Raw genomic sequence first — 16,475 nt, forward strand, 5'->3', positions numbered from 1 at the left:
AAAACGGTGCGCAGTGCGACACCTTGTTTGCGCTGGCCAATCTGGTGATTGCAAAGAAAGCGTTGCTGCAATCAATGGACAATTCCGTCTGCAAGGCGGCATAAGGCGTGAAACCCGGGGCAAAAGCCCCAAAAAATGAAAATTTCCAACTGGCAAGCCGTCAAATCTGCTGTTGGTTGACAAAAAAATCGGCATCACACTGGCAACGCTGCGCGCTGACGCTTTGTTCAGCGATTCCCTATATCCGTTCTTATGTGATTGTTGTCACTGCCGCAAACTGATACCACTTTTGTATTGCCTGAGCATTACCCGCATATCGATAGCACGCGCCAAGGAGGAAAAATCAAGATCTCTCGAAACGCGCAGCCATGCGGTATTCCAGCCCGGCAGCATTCTTATCCCCGATTCCTGCAATTGAGGTCAATTTAACCAAACCTGCCGGAAATAGGAATTCCAATTTTTTAAGGTCTGACATAAGTGACTTTGCTGCGCTGCGATATTTCTGGGGTTATTCCATTTCAATCCCCTCTATGGAGGGGATTGAAAGGCGGGCGCCTGAGGTTCGTGCGCTCCGTGAGCAGTGCAAGCGTGGCACATTCGCGGTGAGTCGGCGTACTCGACGACTTTCCATTTGCTATGCAAATTTTTTCCGGTCATCTTGACCTAATACTTTTTCATTAACTGTTTAGCGCGCCGTACCCCGCTCCAGTGGGGATTGATAGCATTTTAGGCCACTGGATACCGCTGCCCGCAGTGTCTGCAGGAGCCTCCAAAAAACTACTCTCGATGATCGGCAATGCCTTGTCCATCAAGGCTTTGCGAGAGTCCAGAAGTCCCGAGGCGAGAGCGCAACGCGATTAATGCCGTGCGCTCCGACATTATCCTGAGCGCCAGCGGTGGGACGTGCGCCCCTCGTCCATAGAGCTGATTTGCCATTCCAATTCCGCCAGCTAGATTGACCTCATCGTTGGCGCTCGCCAAAGCCATCGAATTTACGTGCCTAAGAGCCGGGGAAGGGGGGCATCCCATGAAACGCATCCATATGAGCTGTTCGGGCCCGAGGCACGTCAACAACAACCAGGCCACCGATTGGGGAGGCCTCGCCATCAACCTCGCCTGCATCAAGTAGGCACGTTGGATGGCGGCGCGCGTCTGGGCAGGGGGGAGGCGCGCGCTTGAGCGGCGGCAGGACACATGGTCCTGCCGCCTTTCTGTTCCGCCATGGAACCTGCCGTGGCGAACGACTACGTGCAGCTCGTTTGGGCTGAGGGCGAAAGAAAGAGGGTGTAGGCGACAGGGATGCGCCTACACCCTAAAGTTGGCAACGGGGTCGCCGTTTGGCATTGTGCTGCATCGCACCATCGGCGGTACCCCTCAAGTGATGGGAAGCACGAGTGCAGCGTAAAGAAGTGCTCGGCCTGCCTGAGGCTTTGGGGAATTCTGACTGGATCTGCCTGAGAGGGCGGTTCAGGCTTGTGGGCGCTGCTCCCTGATCAGCACGACAGCGCCGAAACTCAGCAGGCATGTCGCTGCCATATACCAGGCCGCCGACATCGGGTTGCCGGTCAACTTGATCATGCCCGTCACGATGAACTGCGCGGTGCCGCCAAACAGCGCAGCGTTCAGCGAATGCGAAATCGCGGCGCCGCTGGCGCGAACCCGTGCAGGAAATGCTTCGAGCACAAGCAGGGTGCCAACGGCGGCGCCAAGTGCCACCATTGCGCTGATAAGCCCGACGCCAACGAGGACAGGCAGCGTGCCGTCTGCACGCACAATCATCAGGAAGACCGGAAAGACCAGGAGCACCGTGCATCCCGCAGTGAAGAGGGCCAGCGGCTTGCGGCGAGGCAGTCGGTCGATGAGAAGGCCGGACAGCGGCGGGATGACAGTCAGCAGCAGCGCGGACACCGTCGATGACAGGAATCCGGTGATGGCAGGAACGTGCATCACGCGATGCAGGTAACTTGGCATGTAGTAGACGATGACGTAGACGGGGATCGTTGGCCCCATCCTGATCAGGATCGCCAGGAGCATTGTCCTGCGATGCTCGCGCCACAGTTCGGCGAGCGGCGTGGTGGCATCTCTGCCGTTTGTGTCGACGAGCGGCGCCTCGCGAAGCTGACGGCGAACGTAGATGCCGACGGGCGCGATCAGAAGTCCGATCAGGAACGGAACACGCCAGCCCCAGGAAGCCAGATCCTCCGGCGACATCACCTTCGTGAGAAGCGCGCCCAGGGACGCTCCCAGCAACGCAGCCGCGCCCTGGCTCACGAACTGCCAGCTGACCACGCGGCCACGACTCGAAACCGGTCCAGCTTCCATCACGTATGTCGCGGCAACGCCGATTTCGCCGCCGACGGCAAAACCTTGCAGCGCCCGACCTGTGATGACGATGAGCGGCGCAGCCGCACCGATCATTGCAAACGGCGGGCAGAGGGCGATGGCCGCCGTCCCTATGGTCATCAGGACGATGGTTCTCGTCATTGCCGCGCGGCGTCCGACACGGTCGGCATAGGCACCGATCATCATCGCGCCAAGCGGCCGGATGAGAAAGCCAACGCCAAACGTGCCCACTGCCAACAGCAACGAAGTCAGAGGATCTTCCGCCGGGAAGAACTGGTCTCCGATCATTGCCGCGAAGAATCCGAACACGGTGAAGTCAAACGTTTCCAGTCCACTGACGAGAGACGTTGCGACGACAGTCTTTCGGAGTTCGCTTGTCTGAGTGCCGCCTTCCCCCATCTTCAACCGTCAATGCTCCTATACATGACTTTCCCCACCTAAGCGTGGGGCCCACCAAAGCAGGGTAAGACCCGGTCCCACCCCCATCAATAATCAACCCCGGCAAGCCTGACCCCTTGCCTGACCCGTTAGGGTGTAGGCCTCCCTGTGCCTACACCCTTCTTTTTTTGTGCTTTGGCCAATTGCGGGAAGAAGGGCGTGAGTATAGAGGCGTCCGGAAATCCGGTGGGCAAGATGCGCCGGATCAGACGATCTTGCAGGCCAGGAACATGGCCGAAAGAACAGCAGCAAGCTGGCTGGCCCGGGACGAAATGCGCGGCGGCATGACGGAATTTCCCACGCTAGACGAGGCACGCATTCTTGCTCGATATCGCTTTGCGCACATCCCTCCCTTTTGCGGGTCCACTCTTACGTGGGGATAGATAACTCGCTAAAAACGCCATTTGTGCCTTGAAGATGTAGCCGCTGGAGCCATACACTTCGCCGGTCATTCGCGTAATGACGCAGTGCAAAAAGAGCGCGCCACCGCGCCGAGCAACACGAAGCCAACACCGCCAGGTTCAAATCCGCAGGCAGCGCAAACAAGCGGAAAGGCACCAGCGTGTGCCATGTCGGACAAGCGGAATCCCCGCAACACAGCCCGCTCAGGAGACGGCGGACAATGCGGGCCTTCTTGTAACAAGGGAATAATCGAGACGTGCTAAAGCTTTCAAGCAGGCTGACGTTTGGCAGGGCGGTAATGTGCCTGGGGATCGTTCCGTTGCTGGCTTCCTGTGCACTCGCACCAGGGATGCGCTTCGACCCGCAGCGACCGCTCGATCCGGAGGACCCGGAATCGGTGCCCAAAATCACCCGGATCACGCCGGCGCTGGTGCGCACGCTGAAGGCCTCCACACAGCCAGCGAACGCTGGGGTGGAGGAGCTGTTCGCAGACCCGAGGCCCTATACCGTGGGCGTGGGCGACATTCTCTCGATCGTTGTGTGGGACCACCCGGAACTGGTGTTCCCCACGCAAACGTACTCGATTGGTACTGCGTACGAGATCCCGAACTACAGCGGCGCGGCCAACGTGCCGGGCTACGTCGTAAGTCCCGCGGGCACCATCCAGTTTCCATATGCCGGTGTGCTCAAGGTTCTCGGCCGCACGCCGGACGAAATCCGCGGACAGCTGAGCACCCAGCTCAAGCCTGTCGTCAACATGCCACAGGTCACCGTACGCGTGCTCGCCTTCCGCAGCAAGCGCGTCTACATGGACGGCGAAGTCAAGACGCCCGGCCCCCAGAACGTCGACGACGTACCCATGACCCTGGTCGAAGCGCTCAACCGCGCCGGCGGTGTCAACGTCCTGACGGGCGACAACAGCCGCATCCGCGTTTCGCGCGAGGGAAAGACCTACGTCGTCAACCTGCCTGCGCTCCTGCAGCAAGGCATCGACCCCGCCCAAATCCTGTTGCGCAACGGCGACATCGTGCGCGTGGAACAACGGGAGGACAGCAAGGTATTCGTGACCGGCGAAGTTTTGCGTCCTGTTGCCGTCATGCCGCGCAACGGGCGCCTGACGCTCAGCGAGGCCATCGGCGAAGCTGGCGGCGTCAACCCCAACTCGGCCAACGCCAAAGAACTCTACGTTATCCGCAAGAGCAACGATGGCGAAGCCGAGGTGTTCCACCTCGACGGCAAGTCCCCCGTCTCCTTTGCACTGGCCGAGTCGTTCGAGCTGAAGCCGAGGGACGTTGTCTACGTGGATGCCGCAGGCGTGGTCCGCTGGAGCCGTGTGATCAACCAACTGCTGCCGAGTGGGAATTTCTTCACGTCCACGGCGAACGCGGTCAAATGATCAAGACTGTACTCGTGGTCTGCATCGGCAATATTTGCAGGAGTCCTATGGCGGAAGGGCTCCTCAAGGAGGCATTGCCGGATGCCAACATCATCTCCGCTGGCCTCGGCGCGCTCACGGGCAAGCCGGCCGATGCGCACGCCATCGCAGTCATGCACGAGATTGGCGTGGATATCACCGGCCATCGGGCCCAGCAACTGAGCCGGGCCATGACGACCCGTGCGGACCTCATTCTCGTGATGGACAACGACCAGCGGCAAGACATCCAGCACTTGCACCCGGCAACCACCGGTCGTGTCTTCCGCATCGGTGAGCTTGCCGGGTTCGACGTGCCAGATCCCTATCGCGAGGCTCGTCCCGCCTTCGAAAACGTCCTGCGGTTGATCCAACGCGGCGTGGAAGCCTGGGTGCCGCGCATCCAGGCACTTCGATAACCGATACAGCAATGCAGATGAATCAGACTCCCCCTCCAGTTGTTGTCGCTCCGCCTCCGGAGGACGAGATCGACCTCGTCCGGTACCTTGATGTGCTGCTTGCCAGCCGTTGGCTGATTGCATCCATTGCGGGTGTAGTGCTGGCGTTGGGGGTGGCGTATGCGTTCCTGGCTCGGCCGGTTTATCAGGCAGATATTTTGGTGCAGGTGGAGGACAGTCCCAATAGTGCAAAAAGCCTGTTGGGGGACGTGTCGAGCATCTTTGACGTTAAGGCGGAAGCCACAGCCGAGATCGAAATTCTTCGCTCTCGCATGGTCGTAGGAAAGGCGGTAGACAACCTGCGACTATACATTTCCGCAGGACCGAACTATTTCCCTTTTGTCGGCGCGTGGATTGCCAGCCGCGCCAAGGGCTTGTCCGAGTCAGGACTGCTCGGGTTCGGTGGTTTCGCATGGGCCAAGGAGTCGATCAACGTCGAAAAATTCGACGTACCCGAATCCTTAGAGGGCGAAAGATTCAAACTGATTGCCTTGGGGGAGGGGCGCTACCGTCTGGAGAATTCCAGTCTGGACGCGCCGCTCGAGGGACGCGTGGGTCAGCCGTTGACCGCAGAACAGAGCGTGGGTAGCTTCACGCTGCTGGTGAGCGATATGAAGGCAAAGCCGGGCATTGTCTTCAACCTCGTACGGAACTCGCACCTGCAGACCCTCGAAAAGCTCCAGGATCAACTCAAGATCGCCGAAAAGGGGAAGCAGAGCGGCATCATCGGTGCTTCGCTCGACGGCACCAACCCGAAGCTTACGGCCAGTATCTTGAATGAGATTGGTGAGGAGTACGTCGCACAGAACATCAAGCGCAAAGCCGCTGAGGCTGAGAAGTCGCTGGTCTTCCTGGGTGACCTGTTGCCCCAACTCAAGGGCGAGCTGGAACGTGCCGAGGTGAAGTACAACGAGATGCGCAATAAGCGCAACACGTTCAACCTCAGTGAAGAAGGAAAGGCATTCCTGCAGGAGAGCGTGACTACCGAGACTGGCTTGCTTGAATTGAAGCAGAAGCGTACGGAACTGCTAACCCGTTTTGCGTCCGCCCACCCTGCAGTCCAAGCCCTTGACCGGCAGATCGCTGCGCTGAGCGCGAAGGTGGGCGCCATGTCTGTCCGCATGAAGGCCTTCCCGAATGTGGAGCAGGACACGTTGAGACTGATGCGTGACGTGCAGGTCAACAACGACCTCTATGTTGGTCTGCTGAACAACATGCAGCAACTCAAGCTCGTAAAGGCGGGCAAAGTTGGCAATGTCCGGCTGCTTGACAACGCGCCGGTTCCCGAAGAACCTATCAAGCCGAAAAAGGGCCTAACCATCGCACTGGCGGCGATTCTCGGGGCCCTGATAGGTATTGTGGCCGCCTTTGTACGTAACGCACTGTATGGTGGTATTACCGACTCGCAGGACATTGAACAACATACGGGGCTGAGCGTCTATGCCACCGTACCGTTGTCCACTGTCCAAACTTTCCTCGCGGAAGAAATTCGACAGCGAAAGCGCGGCAAGTTCCTACTCGCGGATCGCAATCCCAACGAGCCTTCTATCGAAAGTCTGCGCAGTCTGCGTACCGCCCTGCAATTCGCCATGCTCGACGCGGACAACAACCGCGTACTGCTGACGGGCCCCACACCGGGCGTCGGGAAATCGTTTATCTCGGCTAACCTTTCGGTGGTTATGGCGACGGGTGGTAAGCGCGTGCTGCTGATCGACGCGGACATGCGCAAGGGCCATCTGAACCAGTATTTCGGCAAGGACAGAAACAACGGTCTTGCGGATATACTGATCGGAAGTGTTAGCTTTGAGCGGGCAGTACATCGCGAAATTTTCGAGAATCTGGACTTTCTAAGCACAGGCAGTCTGCCGCCGAATCCGGCCGAGTTGCTGCTCAATGAGCGCATGGTGAAGCTTCTCGAAGAGGTGGGTAGCCAGTACGACCTTGTTTTGATTGATACACCGCCCGTGTTAGCCGTCTCGGATACCGCGATCCTGGCCGCACGCTGTGGCACCGTGTTCCTCGTTACGCGATTCGAGAAGACCACTATCGGCGAAGTTACCGAATCCGCCAAGCAATTACGCCAGGCCAATGCTGACGTGAATGGCGTGGTGTTCAACGGCTTGGACCCTAACGCGTACCGCTATGGATACGGATCAAAGTACGGTCGCTACCGCTATGCCTATTATGGCTATAGCGCTACTGAAAACGGGCAGAAGATTGAAAAAACGCAATCAAGCTTCTAAATAGCGGTGCCAATACTAACTGGCGAAAGTTTGCGGGTCTCGAGAGAAAAATCGGAAGCTATCGATACCTTATAAACGCTGGTCAGGTTCCGGCGTTTTTGTTAATGCTGTCATGCAAGCGAAAGTAGTTCGGGGGCGAATCTACTGAACGCTCCAGATGACCATCCCCTCTTGAAAGGGAACTGCAATTTTCCCGTGCATGCGAGGAGGGCCCAGTTAGCCGGGGAGGTCGTGCATGAAAGGCAACGACTAACACTAGCCTTCGCGCCTAGTTGCAATTATGAAACTTTGGATACAAAGTTTTGTTCGGTACCCGCGATGCAGATACTGCCGAGTCACAGGGGCTGAAAAGGTCTGCCACAAGACTCCTCTCTGTACTGCTAACGATCAGGCTCCGTGAACTCCGACCATGCAGAGAGTTTCGATGCAGGCTCCTAACCCCTGGCGTTCAAGCAATTATGAGAACAAAATCGATCTCCGCTTCACCACTCTTCGCCTTGATGCTAAAAACGGCGACGGTGAATGTAGCCGTTATGGTCGCCAATGCGCTCGGCATGATCATCTGCGCACGAGTGCTCGGCGCCGAAAGCCGAGGCGTGCTTGCAGCTTGGATGATATGGCCGCCAATATTGGCGGCAATCCTTGTTGTAGGGATGAATTCTTCATTCATATTCCACGCAAAGAACGACGCATCATCCTATAAAAAATATGTAAGTGCTCTACTGGTTGCTGCCGGGATTTTGTCCATCGTAGGAGCGTTAATAATGTGGTTCGCGACTCCCTATTTATATGAGTCGCAGCCGGAGAAAACGCCTGGACTTCAGGTGTGGATGGCCGCATTCGCATTTGCCATGACCCTCTTCACGCTCCTGTCCGGCATTTCTCAAACAACGCAAAATTTAACCCTCTATAACGCGACACGACTATTGCCGCCATTCTTGTATTTAGCGCTCGCGCTCGCTATGAGTACAGTTTCAAAACTGAATACACTGAATTTCTTGGCTATGTATATAACTGGATACCTTGTTGCGGCCTTCGCCTTAGCATATTCCGCAATATGCGATATCAGAAAAGATTTTCGCTTTGAGTTACCGGCTCTAAAAAAGCTGGCCACACATGGATCAAAGTTCTGGTGCATCGATTTTATGGCGGTGCTCAGTGCGCAGTTGGACAAAATGTTCCTTGTCGCATTCTTGGCACCCAACGTTGTGGGCGTGTACGCGGTCGCTTACGGATTCTCAAGGATCCTGACCCAAATACAACTTGCTATCGCGACGGTTATTTTCCCTCATGCGGCTGGAAAAGAAATTAGCGTTGTTAGTTTGCAAGTGTCTCTCGCGTTCAGAATATCTACGGTCGGATCTGTGGTTTTGGCTTTCATTGCTATCGCTCTCGGGAAATTCGCCATCATCATTCTATACGGCAGCCAATACGCAGACGCATATCCAATTTTCGCTGTTTTGGTGGTTGAAAGTATCGTGTCTGGTGGCGGATGGATTCTCTCCCAAGCATTTAATGCTATTGGGAGGACGGAAATCATTGTGCTTCGCCAGATCGTTGGTGCGATTATCACATGTGTTCTTATGTATTTCTTGACACCTGAGCTAGGTGCGATCGGAGTCGCAATTTCATTGTTAATAGGTGCCTTGTTAAGGTTCATCGTTACGGTCGGCGCCTTCTCAACTCTTCTCGGGATTAAGACTCCGCGCTTGCTGTTGAATGGTCAGGATTTGAAGTACTTACTTTCTAGGCTTGGAAAATGAGCAATTATCCTCTTGATACGCATAGAGAAGCGATGCTTGGATTCAAGCAAAAGCTTTACGAAATTGTAGGCGTCATTGGAAGTTATGAATCCATTGCATACCTGGATTATCCGATTCACCTGAATACCGGCGATCTTCTAATTATGAGGGGGACGGAAGCATTCTTCTCTCATTTTGGGATAAAGCCCAAAATCAGAAAATCTGTAGCAGCCCAATCGCGGACGGATGGGACGGTTGAGGGAATTATCGAGGGTTCGACTACGATCGTATTCCACGGGGGCGGAAATTTGGGTGATCTATACCCGCTACACGACAATTTCAGAAAGCTTGTTATTAAGCGATATCCAAATAATAAAATCGTTATCCTTCCGCAAACGATACATTTTTCCTCCAAGAAGAATCTAGAGTCGGCCTCGGAGATCTACCGATCACATTCGAATTTACATCTCTGTGTAAGAGATCGAGTTAGCTTTGAGCTCGCAAGTAATTATTTGAGTGAGAATGTTTATCTCATGCCAGACATGGCGCATTTCCTCTGGCCCTTAGCCGTGCCGAGAGTTCATGAGGGCTCGTCAAAAACACTATTTCTGATGAGGGGGGACAAGGAGTCGGCCGAGGTCCCGATTGAATTTCGCGCAGAAGAGTGCAGCTTCCGAGATTGGGATGGTTTGCGATCTGACGGTGATGTCTTCATTGAAACACTCTGTAAAAAACTGTGCGCCATTGAGCGGACCTCCAACGTAGCCCTGTTGCCTGTTACTAGGATTTGGTATTCCTTTGTAGAGAATTTCATCACTCGTCAGGCAAAGGAATTCCTACAGCACCAGCGAGTTGTTACCTCCCGATTGCATGGTCATATATTCGCAACCCTACTTGATATGCCAAGTACCGTAATTGACAACAGTTACGGGAAGAATAGGGCATATTATGAGGCATGGACATCTGCTTGCGGTATTGCCGAATTGCGCTAGATCCAAGTTTTCCAAGAAATGTAGATCGAATTATGCGAGTCCATGTGCATTTGGCCAGAGGATTTTCGTTGGATAGCTGGGAAAAGGGTTTCTCAGAGGGTAGGTACCCCGACGCCAGTCCTTATGGCTACCATCATTTGTGTACTTCACATAAGCTTAGTTGGTCGATTGATCGTCCCGAAACGACAGTCGGTCGCCTGTCTCGGCTTATCCTAAAGAAGTTGCTTGGCTTTGATATTGTGCATGCGTTTCGCAACCGGCGCCTGTGGGCATCGGCCGATGTAATCCTGACGCATACTGAATACGAGAGTCTCGCAGTGAGCGCCTTGCAGGGACTGTCAAATTCGCTCCGGGGAAACTCGAACCGCCGGGCTAAACTGATTGCTCAGTCCGTTTGGCTCGTGGATCGGTGGTCAACGTATGGCCCGTTGCGGCGACTCGCCTACCGGGTCCTCTTGCGACGGAGCGACTTCAATATCACTCTCTCCCCGGTTAACGCGGATTTTCTGAGCAGGCTCCTTGGCGGTAAAACGGCGCAGTTTGTCCCGTTCGGGATATCGCTAAACTCATTTCCGCTCCAGGCGCCACGGTTCTCGCCAGGGCCTGTTATTCGATTATTGGCTTTGGGAAATGACGTACATCGCGATTGGACCACGCTGATTGAAGCGGTTAAGGACCAAAGGGATTTCGATCTCAAAATCGTTTCGCGGACAATTACATCTGCGTCGCTAGGAAACGCCACAAATATTTCCGTCGAGGAAGCTCACAATGTAGAACGAATTCGGCAGCTTTATGGTGAGGCTGACGTGGTCGTCGTTCCATTGTTGTCGAATCAACATGCATCCGGAATCACAGTGGTTTTAGAGGCGGTAGCTCTGGGTAAGCCTGTGGTCTGCGCAAGAGTCGGCGGTATAGACGCGTACTTTGCGGAAAACGAAATCCAGTACTATGAATGCGGCAACGCGAGGTCACTTCGCAATGCTTTGAGGGAACTTTGCGGAAAAAGAAACGCTCGAGACCAGGCTGAAAGAGCTCAGAGGCGATTTCGGATAGAGAACTACTCCAGCGAAGGCTATGCAAGACGTACCCTGATGTGTTTGGAAGAGAACACCTAAATGGTAGCGAAATTGATCACGCGAAATATGGCGTTGGCATTGTATATTTCAATAGCCATAGCAAGCGATCTGCTTGGTTTCTATTACGTAGGAACAGTGATGATCGTTCCCCTGCTGTTTGCCGTGATCATCACAAATAGGGGAGTTTCAAAAGGGTTGATAGTTGCGATTGCACCTCTTATTGCTATCCTCGTTATTGGTTTATTCAGAGTTGAGCCAAACGAGGCGGTAACATTTTGGAAGGATCTGTGGGCGTTTCTAAGAATACCCGCCGCAGTTGTAGTGGGCTATGCGCTGTTTTCGCGCATATCCGGGGGAGCAACTGAGCTTCGAACTATAATAATTCTTCCTTCGTTGGTTTATTCTTATGTTCAACTTTCCAAGTTCATCGTCGATCCATCTCTGATAACCCAAACCGCTGCAAGTATTCGCTCAGTCGCTGGAAACGGAGATGTTTATCTGGCCCTTGGCCTAATAATGAGTTTGGTCCCAGTTGGGGTAGTTCGCCGTGGTGGAATTCGGCGATTATCTCGAGGGCTCGCCGCAGCCGTCCTGTTTTTAGCGATGATGCTATCGTTCTCACGCGCCATCGTACTTTTCTCTATTGCCGTTGCAGTGTTTGCTTTCTGGCGGAAGAGATATTGGAAATATCTGATTTTCGTTAGCCCGCTGGTCATCGCTGGATTATTTTTCTTGACTTCGTCGTTAGGCGAAAGTAACTCAAGCTTCACCGAAGGCTCGTTTGTCGAGAAACTAGCCCGCGCAAGCACAGAAATAGCAATTTCAGACTACGATGATCAGCAGAATATCAATCTAAACTGGCGCGGCTACGAGAGCTACATGGCCTTGAAACATTTCCTCGATGGTAACTTCGCGAACTATGCATTTGGCTACGGTTTTGGAGAGTTGGTCGACGTAGGAATCTATATGAAGTTGGGTGGTGAGGATCTCCGCTACGTTCCATACTTCCATAACGGTTATTTGTATCTTCTCATTAAGACCGGGATCGTGGGCCTCTTGCTATATCTGATCTTTATTGGTGGTCTCTTCTCCCGACTTGGCAAGGCGCAGAGAAATTGGCCGCGCGAACATCCGGTGCATTTCTTCACTGGGTTGGCTAAGGGGGCTTTGATTGGCACGCTATTTATGACATACATTATTTCAGGATTGTTTAATAAGGCCGATGGACTGGCGATATCACTGCTCCTCGGAGCAATATTGGCTGTTTCACGTAGTGTCCCATTACCAAGCAGACCCCAACTTGTCAAGAGGCATTTTGCCATGCGGGGTGGCATTAAGTCGCATTAAGCTGGTATTCAGCTTGAAAGAAGTTGGGGCGAGATCTGGAAGACGGTACACAGGATGGCGATTATGGAAAAATCGGTAGATATCTTGATTGTTAACTGGAATGGGAAGCACTTTTGCGAGAAATTGTTGAGGCAATTGACTGCATTGCCTAATTTTGACAGACTGATATCCAGTGTGGTGGTTGTCGATAATGGATCTGCCGACGGAAGCGCAGAATACATCGCAAGCAATTTTCCTCGCGTCAAGCTCCTTGCCCTTACGGAGAACCTCGGATACGCAAAGGGGAACAACCTTGGCTTAAAGATGTGCCAGGCAGAGTTTGTGTTGCTATTAAATAATGACACCGAGATTAACGACGCAAATTTTATTTCGAAATTGACCGATTATGCCGCGGCGAACCCTGCATGTGGCGCCATATCTCCAGCCCTTTACTTGCCATCCGGTCGGTTGCAGACAGGGGCGGGTGGGTTCGATCGAGGCCTGGTTAGTTATGCATCTTATTTCCTATTTGTGGCACGAATATTTCCTTTCATTTCGAAGCCATTTTATTTTAATCAAGACGTGTTCGTTAGGAAAGGCAATCCCGTCGACTTAGATTGGGTATCGGGCGCGGCAATGCTCGTGCGAACAACTGCATTGAAAAGAGCGGGAGGCATTCCCGAGGATTATTTCATGTATGCTGAAGACGTAAAACTATGTCGGAATCTACGCGGCCTAGGACTTAGTGTTAGCTACCTTCCAACGTCCAGACTAATACACGTACACGGCGGTTCGGAGGACGCGACTGGGATCAAAACACGTTGGATTGATTCTACGTTGGCTGAATATAGCTCACGAGCGGGCTTCGCAAGGGTATCTGTAGCAAAGGCCATCTTTTTCGGCGGATTCATACTGCGGGCTGCACTCTACAAGATCAAATGGATGATCACCAGGACGGAGCGGGACAGGATCGCCTCGACAAGAATGCTTGTGTACTCTAAGGCCGCGATAGCATTTAAATTCCAGGAGGGGAAAAATTGAGGCTGGGAATCGATCTCCACGTGCTGCAGGGAATAAATCAAGGTAGCAAGACGTATTTGGACAATATCTATACGTCGATTCAGTCGCTCAAAAATAATGTAGAATTTGTATTTTTTTTCAATAAAAATAAACCAGTTCCAGAAAAGTGGAGTGGTTTCGGTGAGGTACGTTATTTTGACGTCCATAGCAACGTCGCGAGATTGGTCTACGATGCCGCCAGACAACAAAGAAAGTATAAGCTCGACGCATTTCATTCTCAGTATATCGTGCCATTATTTTCGGCATCCAAAGAGATTGTTACCATTCACGATGTCTTATTTGAAACGCATCCGCAGTACTTTTCAACCGCGTTCAACCTGCGGTCGAAAATTTTGGTTCGCCGGTCGGCGTTAAGTGCCGATCAGATCTTGACGGTATCGCAGTATTCTAAGGAGAAAATCTGCGAGCTTTATGGGATAGATGAAGCACGTGTGTCTGTGACACCGAACGGCGTAGATGTGGAGCGGTTCTCGCGAATCGATCCTAATCATGCAGCTAATGAGTTGAAGCTTAGGTATGGGTTGGCGGACTATATCCTGACCGTAGGACGCCTTGAGCCGCGAAAGAATCATCTCACTCTACTGAAGGCCTATAATTTGTTGCGGCGTACGGAGGCACAGATCCCGATGTTGGCTATTGTTGGCCAGCGAGACTTTGGGCACGAGAAGATTTTCGATTTTATAGAGAAAAGCGGCCTGCAGGATTGTGTAAAGATCATTGAGGATGCAGACGCGGCGACGCTGGGTATGCTTTACAAATGTGCCAAGTTGTTCGTTTACCCTTCTTTTGCCGAAGGCTTTGGAATACCCCCGCTTGAGGCAATGGCGGCTGGCTGTCCAGTGATATGTTCCAATACCACGTCGATGAAGGAAGTGTTTTCGGAGGGGGCGACCATGATTGATCCGCTGGATGTCGAATCGCTTCTCGACGCTCTCAGGGCGTCAATTGTTGGGGGTGCGGACAATGAACTTATGCGGGAGCGCTCAATCGCAATAGCGCAGCAATATACGTGGGAGCATAGTTCGAAATCTCTTTTGAAGGTCATTCAGCGGATTATCTGAAATGCGTATTCGCAGACTGGTTTTCGTTTTTATAGGGATCTTGCTAGGGGTCGTGCAATTTGCTAATGCATTCGCCGAGAGTATTGGTGTTTATTATTTTCCGGGCTGGCGCAGCACCGTTGCGCGGGACACCTGGAAGCCAATCCGGGACCACGGAGGGTTGGAGCCGCTGCTCGGGTGGTATGAAATATCCGATAGTAATGTAGTCGACCGTCAGCTTCAGTGGATGAACCAGTATGGTTTGAGTTTTGTGGTCTTTGACTGGTATGCTGAGCAAAAAATGGCGGGGAGCTACGTAAATCCAGCCATTGATGGCTATCTGAAATCCTCATCAAAGGGGGGGCTGAAGTTTGCTATTTTTTGGGCAAATAACGGGACTGAGCCAGCAACATTGGCAGAATTTGATGCAATGGTGCAATGGTGGGCGAAGAAATACCTTCGCAGTGGTTCATATTTTCAGGTAAATGGAAATCCCGTAGTCTTTATCGCCGACCCAGATACTCTCGCATCGACCGCGTCCAAGTGGGCCCTTAGTACTAGGTATCTTTTGGAGCGTGCTCGAGATATCGCGAGAATGAATGGTGTAAACGGAATTTACTTCGTTGCATCGACGCACGCGATCGCGGATAAAGTCAACAAAACCCTACCCGCGGCGGGTTTTGATGCATTGTCTGCTTATAACTACCATTTCGGGCTCAGTGGCGAGTACGTGAAGCGGCGTGGCTCGCACAGTTATTCCGAGCTTTCCGAGGGATATTCGGAGACTTGGAACTGGATGGTGCGGAACTCGAGACTGCCATATTTCTTGCCACTAACAGCAGGCTGGGACCGCAGGCCTTGGGGGGGGAGCAAGGATCCTCTCCATGACGAATCAATAAGTGATCCTGATTCTTTCGAAGCCCATCTTCGCGAGGGAGCGGCTCTTATGGAGGAATTTCCAAGGCAGACAAAGGGCGTTGCCGTGATCTGTTGCTGGAATGAGTTCGGAGAGGGCTCGGTAATAGAGCCGACAACAAAATACAATTTTTCGTATTTGGAAAAAATCCGAAGTGTTTTCGGCCGGCAGAGCAAGGAACGCTAGCAGGCTGCTGAAGTACCTCGACCCCGAGTCAGCGCATGGACATGTCGAAACGTTGACTTGAGAACTCGACACGATTCACTCTCCGACATCGCATGCGCGGCGCAGGCACATTTACCGAAAGCTTGTTCACATGCGGCGCCTGGGCGATTTCGACAAGGGCTACGACGTGCAGGAGTTCATTCGGGGCGTGCCTGGAGATGAAATCGACGCCGCATGTCGCGCAAAACACCTCGGTTCGGCGCTACGGCTGTTCGTGATGCCATTGCCCGTAGCCAAGGCTATGCCATCTCGCAGCAAAAGTGCAAGCTGATCGAACAAGGCTTTGGGTGGGTCAAGACGGTCGGGCCCATGGGTGCACGGACTCAAGCGGGTCGACCAGATGTATGTCCTAAGCATGCTCGCCTACAACCTCGTGCACATGCGTTCCCTGGGACAGATCCGTCCAAAGTTGCACTAATCGGGCAAAGAAGGCTGGAAATGGGCGCCCCAGGCCGAAAAACTCGATTCAGGGGTGCGTATCTTCCGGATTGTAAAATCAAGCCGTGCTCACCTGCTGTTCCGTTGCGGGCTGAATGAGAGTTGGCGTCGCGAGATATTTGGCATGAGACAGGGGCGGATGTCTCGCGCTTTTTGCACAAGAGATTCACTGCCGTAGAGCGCGAGACATGTTGGATCGCCTGGAAGCCGGTATCGGTGCGGCCCAAGCGAAGCGGCCCCGGTGGAAGCCGGGGCCGATGTTCAGAATGGATCGTCAGGCAGATCGCCGCCGTCGGGCTCTTGGAGATCGGGCGGCGGGCGGTAGCGACGGGCCTGTTCGCCATA

At 53.4% G+C, this 16,475-nt stretch carries 12 protein-coding genes and 1 pseudogene; 11 read left to right on the plus strand and 2 right to left on the minus strand.

Features of this window, described 5'->3' with window-relative positions; translation table 11 throughout:
- Nucleotides 1–343 precede the first annotated feature (343 nt).
- Both A3A5_RS45485 and A3A5_RS0135610 read right to left on the minus strand, forming a co-directional pair.
- Nucleotides 344–475: a hypothetical protein gene (locus tag A3A5_RS45485; protein WP_255343565.1), complete on the minus strand. Its 132-nt coding sequence runs from the start codon at nt 473–475 to the stop codon at nt 344–346.
- A 992-nt stretch (nt 476–1,467) separates the two neighbouring features.
- Nucleotides 1,468–2,742, minus strand: a complete 1,275-nt coding sequence (locus A3A5_RS0135610) for an MFS transporter (protein WP_018315199.1) — start codon at nt 2,740–2,742, stop codon at nt 1,468–1,470.
- Nucleotides 2,743–3,439: 697 nt separating this feature from the next.
- Here A3A5_RS0135610 and A3A5_RS0135615 point away from each other — a divergent pair.
- The 11 genes and pseudogenes from A3A5_RS0135615 to A3A5_RS42695 form a co-directional block, all read left to right on the plus strand.
- Nucleotides 3,440–4,579, plus strand: coding sequence for a polysaccharide biosynthesis/export family protein (locus tag A3A5_RS0135615; protein ID WP_026201451.1), 1,140 nt, complete (start codon nt 3,440–3,442; stop codon nt 4,577–4,579).
- Nucleotides 4,576–5,013, plus strand: coding sequence for a low molecular weight protein-tyrosine-phosphatase (locus tag A3A5_RS0135620; RefSeq protein ID WP_026201452.1), 438 nt, complete (start codon nt 4,576–4,578; stop codon nt 5,011–5,013). The genes A3A5_RS0135615 and A3A5_RS0135620 overlap by 4 nt, the downstream gene beginning before the upstream one ends.
- Before the next feature lie 11 nt (nt 5,014–5,024).
- Nucleotides 5,025–7,295, plus strand: a complete 2,271-nt coding sequence (locus A3A5_RS0135625) for a polysaccharide biosynthesis tyrosine autokinase (RefSeq protein ID WP_018315202.1) — start codon at nt 5,025–5,027, stop codon at nt 7,293–7,295.
- Nucleotides 7,296–7,753: 458 nt separating this feature from the next.
- Nucleotides 7,754–9,058 carry an oligosaccharide flippase family protein gene (locus tag A3A5_RS0135635; protein ID WP_081624065.1) on the plus strand — a complete coding sequence of 435 codons (1,305 nt, stop codon included), beginning with the start codon at nt 7,754–7,756 and terminating at the stop codon, nt 9,056–9,058.
- Entirely contained in the window at nt 9,055–10,029 is a 975-nt protein-coding gene (locus A3A5_RS42665; RefSeq protein WP_081624066.1) for a polysaccharide pyruvyl transferase family protein, read from the plus strand. The genes A3A5_RS0135635 and A3A5_RS42665 overlap by 4 nt, the downstream gene beginning before the upstream one ends.
- Nucleotides 10,030–10,097: 68 nt before the next feature.
- Nucleotides 10,098–11,144, plus strand: coding sequence for a glycosyltransferase family 4 protein (locus tag A3A5_RS42670; protein WP_157637394.1), 1,047 nt, complete (start codon nt 10,098–10,100; stop codon nt 11,142–11,144).
- The gene (locus tag A3A5_RS42675; protein WP_081624068.1) at nt 11,145–12,452 is read left to right on the plus strand and encodes an O-antigen ligase; all 1,308 of its coding nucleotides are present in this window, start codon (nt 11,145–11,147) and stop codon (nt 12,450–12,452) included.
- A gap of 63 nt (nt 12,453–12,515) precedes the next feature.
- The gene (locus A3A5_RS42680) at nt 12,516–13,472 is read left to right on the plus strand and encodes a glycosyltransferase family 2 protein (protein WP_157637395.1); all 957 of its coding nucleotides are present in this window, start codon (nt 12,516–12,518) and stop codon (nt 13,470–13,472) included.
- 56 nt (nt 13,473–13,528) lie between these two features.
- Nucleotides 13,529–14,572 (plus strand): glycosyltransferase family 1 protein, encoded by a 1,044-nt coding sequence (locus A3A5_RS42685; protein WP_157637396.1) that lies wholly within the window; start codon nt 13,529–13,531, stop codon nt 14,570–14,572.
- A 1-nt stretch (nt 14,573) separates the two neighbouring features.
- Complete coding sequence (locus A3A5_RS42690) at nt 14,574–15,653, plus strand: glycoside hydrolase family 99-like domain-containing protein (protein ID WP_081624071.1); 1,080 nt, start codon at nt 14,574–14,576, stop codon at nt 15,651–15,653.
- A gap of 151 nt (nt 15,654–15,804) precedes the next feature.
- A pseudogene (locus tag A3A5_RS42695) lies at nt 15,805–16,110 on the plus strand (IS5/IS1182 family transposase); the annotation flags it as partial.
- Between the last annotated feature and the right edge of the window lie 365 nt (nt 16,111–16,475).

The sequence above is a fragment of the Cupriavidus sp. UYPR2.512 genome (genome assembly GCF_000379565.1).
Taxonomy (GTDB): domain Bacteria; phylum Pseudomonadota; class Gammaproteobacteria; order Burkholderiales; family Burkholderiaceae; genus Cupriavidus.